Annotated in this window: 8 protein-coding genes; 7 read left to right on the forward strand and 1 reads right to left on the reverse strand. The window is 38.8% G+C overall.

Annotation, left to right across the window (positions count from 1 at the left end; all coding sequences use genetic code 11):
* Positions 1-137: 137 nt before the first annotated feature.
* Positions 138-2,645 (reverse strand): glycyl radical protein, encoded by a 2,508-nt coding sequence (locus ACUVXA_RS13790; protein ID WP_445871864.1) that lies wholly within the window; start codon positions 2,643-2,645, stop codon positions 138-140.
* Between the two features lie 178 nt (positions 2,646-2,823).
* Between ACUVXA_RS13790 and ACUVXA_RS13795 the strand changes: the two genes are divergently transcribed.
* The 7 genes from ACUVXA_RS13795 (at position 2,824) to ACUVXA_RS13825 (ending at position 6,925) form a co-directional block, all read left to right on the forward strand.
* Complete coding sequence (locus ACUVXA_RS13795; protein ID WP_445871857.1) at positions 2,824-3,933, forward strand: alpha/beta hydrolase-fold protein; 1,110 nt, start codon at positions 2,824-2,826, stop codon at positions 3,931-3,933.
* A gap of 184 nt (positions 3,934-4,117) precedes the next feature.
* On the forward strand, positions 4,118-4,657 hold the full coding sequence (locus ACUVXA_RS13800; RefSeq protein WP_445871858.1) for a hypothetical protein: 540 nt from the start codon (positions 4,118-4,120) through the stop codon (positions 4,655-4,657).
* Positions 4,650-4,922, forward strand: a complete 273-nt coding sequence (locus ACUVXA_RS13805) for a hypothetical protein (RefSeq protein ID WP_445871859.1) — start codon at positions 4,650-4,652, stop codon at positions 4,920-4,922. The genes ACUVXA_RS13800 and ACUVXA_RS13805 overlap by 8 nt, the downstream gene beginning before the upstream one ends.
* 46 nt (positions 4,923-4,968) lie before the next feature.
* Positions 4,969-5,196 carry a hypothetical protein gene (locus ACUVXA_RS13810; protein ID WP_445871860.1) on the forward strand — a complete coding sequence of 76 codons (228 nt, stop codon included), beginning with the start codon at positions 4,969-4,971 and terminating at the stop codon, positions 5,194-5,196.
* A gap of 2 nt (positions 5,197-5,198) precedes the next feature.
* Positions 5,199-5,375 (forward strand): hypothetical protein, encoded by a 177-nt coding sequence (locus ACUVXA_RS13815; protein WP_445871861.1) that lies wholly within the window; start codon positions 5,199-5,201, stop codon positions 5,373-5,375.
* Positions 5,376-5,449: 74 nt separating this feature from the next.
* Positions 5,450-6,373: a hypothetical protein gene (locus tag ACUVXA_RS13820; RefSeq protein WP_445871862.1), complete on the forward strand. Its 924-nt coding sequence runs from the start codon at positions 5,450-5,452 to the stop codon at positions 6,371-6,373.
* 387 nt (positions 6,374-6,760) lie between these two features.
* Positions 6,761-6,925 (forward strand): hypothetical protein, encoded by a 165-nt coding sequence (locus ACUVXA_RS13825; protein ID WP_445871863.1) that lies wholly within the window; start codon positions 6,761-6,763, stop codon positions 6,923-6,925.
* The last annotated feature ends 10 nt before the right edge of the window (positions 6,926-6,935 follow it).

Raw genomic sequence — 6,935 nt, forward strand, 5'->3', positions numbered from 1 at the left:
TGGTACAACCCTTGCAAAAACCGTTCTCCAGCTACGGAGATTGAAAGTTTTTTAATTTCAAAATAATATAAAACTTTAAAATAATAAATGCTCTCATAATAATGCTCCAAGTATAAGAAGAGGAGGAACTAGAATTTTTAGAGCTGTTCAAATTCTTGACGCGCTATTATATCGTCCTGTATGGCTTTTCCAAGATCCGTGAAGTAAGCGTTGTAACCGGATACTCTTACTACTAGGTCTCTATATTTTTCTGGGTGTTTTTGAGCGTCTCTCAGGGTTTGAGTATCCACCACATTTAACTGAACTTCGCTTCCTCCCAGTTTGAAATAGGCTTTAAGAAGGCTGGCTAGCTTTTTCCTCCTCTCTTGGTCTCTGAGGAGCATCGGAAGCAGTTTGATGTTTAGTGCGCAGCCATTAGCGATTTTTGTGTGGTCGATTTTAGCGCAAGATTTTAGGATTGCTGTGGGTCCGTTTTTCTCCACGCCGTTGCTTGGAGAGAGGCTGTTTGAGGTAGGTTCCCGGGCTTTTCTTCCGTTTGGTGTTGCTCCCAGAAGGTTTCCGTCCAGGACATGCATTCCGTATGAGAAGAATGAGGCTCTATACGGTCCTCCCCTCCAAGCCTTTTTACTCATCACTATGTCGCAGAAGGTTCCTGCTATTTCTCGGGCTATTTCATCAGCATAGTTATCGTCATTACCATACTTGGGAGCCCTGTTAATTAGGGTCTGACGCAGCCTTTCTCCCTTCTTTCCCCTAAAATTAGTTTCTAGGGCATCAATCAATTCATTCATGGTAACATATCTGTCCTCAAAAACAATCTTTTTCAAGGCCGCTAGGGAGTCGGTGGTGGTTCCCAGTCCTCTGCCACTTATGGAGTTAAAATTGTATTTTGCACCTCCCTGAGTCATGTCCATAGCATTTTCCACGCAGTCCTCAAGCGTCGCTGAGATGTAGGGATTGGGGTAGTGTTCAGCATAGACCTCGTCCTTTATTTCCACGAGTTGATATATGACTTCAACATTGTGTTTAATCTGTTTTTTGAAAGCGTCCATGACCTGTTTGAACGATGTGAACTTCCTTGGATCTCCAGTGTTTGCCCCGGTTCTGCGTCCCAGCATCCTAATCATTCCGTTGGTAAGCACCATTTCCAGAATACCCACCAGTGAAATATCGTTTCCGCTGGTGCATCCGAAGGTGTTTCCGGCGCTTGTAGGCTCTACGCATCCAATAACTGCGTAGTCTCGAGCATCCTCCAACTCTGTCCCATTGTTCACCAGAGCAGGAATTACCATGTCATCGTTGAATATCGCGGGTCCTGAGGTCACACTGTATACTTCAGCGATTTTTTCCAGCCACTCATCACTAGATTTGCCGGAAACCCTTATTGTGAAAGTGTTGGTCATATTCTTCATACTTTTACAAGCATCCATCCAGACGTAAGATAATTCATTTGTAGCGTCTTCCCCATTTCTTCCAACTCCTCCCACGGTTAGGGCATCCTCGTCCGCTCCCAGTTCTGAGGCAGTGTGCTTACCGAAGCTGGGTAGTAATAACAGATTATAGCTAAACTTGATTAACAGTTCCTCCACCAGTTCCAGGGCCTGTTCCCGGGTGATTTTTCCCGCATCTATGTCTTTTTTGTAGTATGGGTAGAGATACTGGTCTACTCGCCCCACGGCTCCAATTAGTCCCACTCCGTAGCTTATTGCAGCAATGACTTGGGTGAACCATAGGAATTGACAGGCTTCATGGAAGCTTCTGGGAGGGTTCCAAGGCACCCATCTACAGTTCTCAGCCATCCGAAGCAGCTCCTCTTTTCTCACCGAGTCTTCTACACTTGATGCCATTTCTTCTGCCAGTTCTGCGAAGCGTTCTGCAAACATCTTAGTAGCGTCGCAGCAGATCATCACTGCTTCCAGAAACTTCTTTTTCCCGGGGTCTTTCACGTTTTTTATTATTGCCTGTGCTTTTTCCTTCACCCCTTTGAAGCCGGTTTCGATGACCTTGTTGATTCCGATGACTAGGTGGCCCTGGGTGTCAAAAACATTCATCACCAGATTAGGATTATTAAGCGTAACTTCATTTAAACTACTTGAAATGTGGCGCAGTCTCCCCCCAGAATATAGTTTAAGGATATCCCACATATTTTTTAAACCGAAATTTTTCAGTCTCCTCCAGCTAGCTTTGGGTCCAAAACTGAATTTGAAGTGTAGTTCCTTTTCTTTCATGATTTTGGTTCTAAGGTCTCTTACAGTTTTGCCCTTCCAATACTTGAACATCTCCAAGAGTTCCCTCTCTTCCTCCCGCGAAATGCGGAAGGGTTGATTCTCCCTATTCTTGAGGTTTTTCAAATCAATTTTTAACACATAGTTGAGCTCGCCTCTTTCAATCGGGATAACGGTTGCTACGAGTTTGCTGGAACGGTTTCCCACGATTTGCTCCTCGGGAAGAATATAGATAGTCATTTTTCGCAGAGTGTTTTCCAGAGCTTTTGCTGCACGTATGGCAGGGTGCAATCCCTCTGTTTCCTTATAGGATTCCGTATAATAGCGGGCACGTTCAATACATATCTCATAGGGTGCTTCCAGAATCTTACTGCGATAGATTTGTGTTCGGGATGGAACCGATATTTCGGTTTTAGTTATTTGAACCGTTTTTGATCGCCCCTAATGTCTTTTAATAGGAATTACAATAGCGTTGGAGAATATTAGTATTTCTCATTCTCCATTGATGTTTTAGGTACAAATTTATAATACTTGCTTACTTAAATTTAGATTAGTTAAAAATTTTGGAAATGGGAGGTAAATTCTGGAGAGTGAGGTTATGAGTGGAAAAAATGCTAGTAAACGATACCGTGTTGATAATATTCATGTAAAAAGCTTGGAGAATAATCCCATCAATAGCCCAGTGGACCGCGAATTATATGTTTATCTTCCTCCTGGGTATTTTGAATCTAAGGATAGGAGATATCCCGTAGTCGTCTATTTACATGGCTACACTGGAAATAATCAGAAAATGACCGTAGTTTCCACACTTGAAGATAACAAAAACCTGCCAGTAGAATTAATACCACCAGAAATTTTAGAACAAATAGATTTGGACCGAATACTCTCATACGCGAAGCTGGACGAAATGATTACCAAAGGAAAGCTAGACCCATTTATTTTCGTTCAGCCCGATGGGAGTTTACATCTGCCCCACAAGGATGGTGCCAAGGACTTCACGGGAGCGGTTCAAACAAAGGGCAGCTTCTTTCTAAATTCTCCCTACACGGGCAATTTTGAGGACTACATTGTTAAGGACGTCATAGAATATGTGGATGCGAACTATAGAACCATTCCTGATAAGCAACACAGAGCCCTGATGGGAGGATCAATGGGCGGATACGGAACACTGAGCATATGTCTCCATCATCCCGAAAAATTCGTAGCAGCGGCAGCATTAAGTCCCGCGAATATAACCATTGATTTACTGGACTGGAAGCTGGTCACCCCCATATACGAGAAACTGTTAGGAAGAGAAATCGCCGAGCAACTCGGAGCCTCCACATATGGTGACATAATGGACACCTTCGACATACTGTTCTCCAAGGATAATCCCTTAATGCCAACAGTTAAAAGAGACAAGAGTGGAAAAATCGTTAAATGGGATAAAAAGGCTGCAAATAACTGGCAGAAATACGATATTAATTACATGATTAGGAAAAATCCAAATGCCCTAAAAAAAGTGCAATTATTAATAAACTGTGAAAGCACAGATGAATACGGATTAACCGATGAAACCAAAAAAATCCACAAAACCTTAGAAGAACTGGAAATCAAACACCAATTCGAAGTATACTCTGATCCAAAAGCAGCACTCTCACCACACATTCTAGGAATCGCCTACCAAATCATACCCGGCATAAAATTCTGCACGCAGTATTTCACTTAAAAAACAGTTCTAGCCAGAAATAGATAAAGCGTAAAATCTTAACAGTAAATATGGGGATGTTTATTAGATACGCTTTCAGAGAGAGTAGTGTAGAGCTTTCTCAAAATTAATGTTAAAATAATTTGAGAAATCCAATTCTTGAGTAAAGTTATTGAGGGATTAAATTTGGAGAAAAAAAGAGTTAATGGAGATTGAAATAATAGAACGCTACATTATCTTACTTTTAGGGGTAGAAAATAAACCCATTCCATCACCTTTACATCTGCAAAAAGAATTGTTTATTCTCTCAAAGGCAAATCCTAAGATAGGTGAGTTTGTTACCTTCGAAAAACATTATTACGGTCCTTACTCAGAGGATATCGACGAATTGATAAAAAATCCCGTATTTCATACTAATGCCTATCAGCTCGACCGTAAAAAGTCAATTCGTCTTACTCCTGAAGGGCGAGAAATCTACAATAAGCTAGTGAGAGATTATTCAGATAATCCAAAGCTTAAAGCTTTACTCGGCATGATGAAGATGGTTAGGGAAATGTATGATAAGTTATCGAAAGAGGAGCTTCTCTTTTTGATATATTTAACCTATAATGAGTACAAACAAAAGTCGAGAATATCCGATGAACTCCTTTCGCAGCAAAAGAGAAAAGAAATTGCAAAAAAATTGATGGAGAAGGGGGTGATCACTGAAGAGAGATACGTGGAGCTGGTTAGTACTAATGATTAGTGTCACTATAGTTCCCGATAGCAGTTTTTATATCTGCTTCCTTGACGATGTGGAACAACCAAAGTGCCTTCTTCGGTTACTTAATGCAAGAATATTTAAGTTTGTTACGGGACCATTAATAAAAGCTGAAGTTGAGAAGTCGAATAACTATCAAGTGATAGAAAAGGATATTGGAACATGTGTTGAGATTTTTGAATATTACAATTACGGTGAAATACTAAGACCCTTTTTCTCATTGGAAGAAATAAAAAGGGTGAGACCATGAGATCATTGTTATCTCATATGTCCTATATTTTCTAGAAACAGAATTTATGACGATACTAGATGATGAGAAACCCAAAAATTTTTTGAAAAGAAATTTTCCGCAGCTTTTGGCAAGAGTTACTGGTACAATAGGATTTATTGAGAGTTGTACCTGCCGATATAGAATTTTTTCCAAGGAAGAGGCGATAAATATTTTGTGTTTGATAAAGAAATCTAAATTTAGAGTAAGAGAGGAAATAGTGAATGGAGCCATAGAAAAAATTAGGAAAGAGTAGAGATGGCTAAAAATATAGAGATAAAGGAAACGATAACCGACAAAAATTCAGAATTTAACGTGAAAAGATTCAGGGTTGGAACTCTAGAAATAGATAGACCTACTAAAGTAATAGATGCAAAAAACATAACAAAAAAATATTTATGGAAGAAAGAAGACTATTCCAAAAAGTTCTCCTAGAATATTCTAAATCTATGGATCTCAGGTCCATTAAATATATTCTGAGTGAGACGGATGATACGCAGATTAAAAGAATGTTTGGATTTGAGGAGTGGCAATCAGAACATCCACATATAATATCTCTTAAACTTGAATTTAAACCTTATAAAGAATTTAAGAGCCTTGAAAAAATATCTGGTTTTTTTGAATATTATTACAACTTTTCAGATCCAATTTTGTTTATCCCAAATATAAAGATTGATAGGTACGACCTAAAAACAAAAGAAAAAATTATTATAATGACCTTAGATGAATATCTAAAATCCGTCGATGAGGCGTATCACATCCTCGACTATAAAAATAAAAAACCAATATTTGTCCCGGTATCTCTAAAATTCGGGATTGAGGACATTAAAAACTTGGCGAAAGAATACATCAAAAGAGAGTACTTTAATATATGGTTTGATTTTGAAGGATCTGCTATAACAAAACCAAAAATAGCGAGAATAAGGACATTTCTTAGAGAATTTGAAGAAAAAAACAGAATAGGGGATATCATTGTCTACTCTACAAATATAAAGAGGGAAATAATTTCAAACATAAAAAGTGAGAAAAGTCCCTCCTCCGATATTTTAGCATCAGTCATTGGGTCGAATTTGGTCGGAGTAAACAGAGAACTACCCAGACCTATAACCTATCCTCTAAGTAAAGAAGAGCGTAGAGAAGAACTGAGGAAACATAAGGCAAGAGTATTTGATCCATCCACATACTATTATTTGAAGGTAGAAGCTTCAAATTACAACGTTAAAAAACGCAATCAGCTTATGGACCCTAAGTATAATACTCTATTCAATTCAAAGCTTCTTGACGATGAACTTATCGCGCAGACAGATTATTTTTTGAAAGAAATGAATATTATGAAATACTCAACTCAAAAATCTATGATTAAAGAATATAAGGCAGGGGAACTTAAAAAGGATCTTTTTCGAGGAGAAGCGAAAATAACAGAATGGCTCTGATTCTGCAAAACGATGGGAACCCCTCTTAGTTTCATAATTATTTCTTTTACTTTTAGTAAAAATTTCTTGTCCCTACCACCTCAGGGTCTCAGAAATGGTACTCCTCTTCATTGTTAAGTAAGAATTACTTTTTCTAATTTTTTTTACAGTTTAGATTCAATTTCGGACCAATATTTCCTTGCCTGTTGAAGCCAGAAAAGGGTTGATAAAGAAGTTTTTGTTTTTGGTTTAATTCGCTTCTGATTTTGTACCAAGATCTTGATATTTTTAACGGTTATTTAATTAGGCTACTGTGTGATACTTACTGAAAGTTTTGCAGGGTGATTTATGGGGTTCACAACAGTAGAAAGATTTAATGATAAATAATACCATTCTTGGACTTTAATCATGAACCTAAACATCCGCAGAGATGTCCAATACAAGGCTACAACCCTGCCCACAAGAACCAATTCGGCAATCAGCGTGGAGAACAAAAATCCGCTAAAAGGAACCACCGCTGGGCAAAGAAAAGGTTTCCTTCCAAAGACGGACCACGACTTAAACGCTGCCTAACCACGCCCTC

The organism is Candidatus Jordarchaeum sp. (assembly GCF_052745115.1).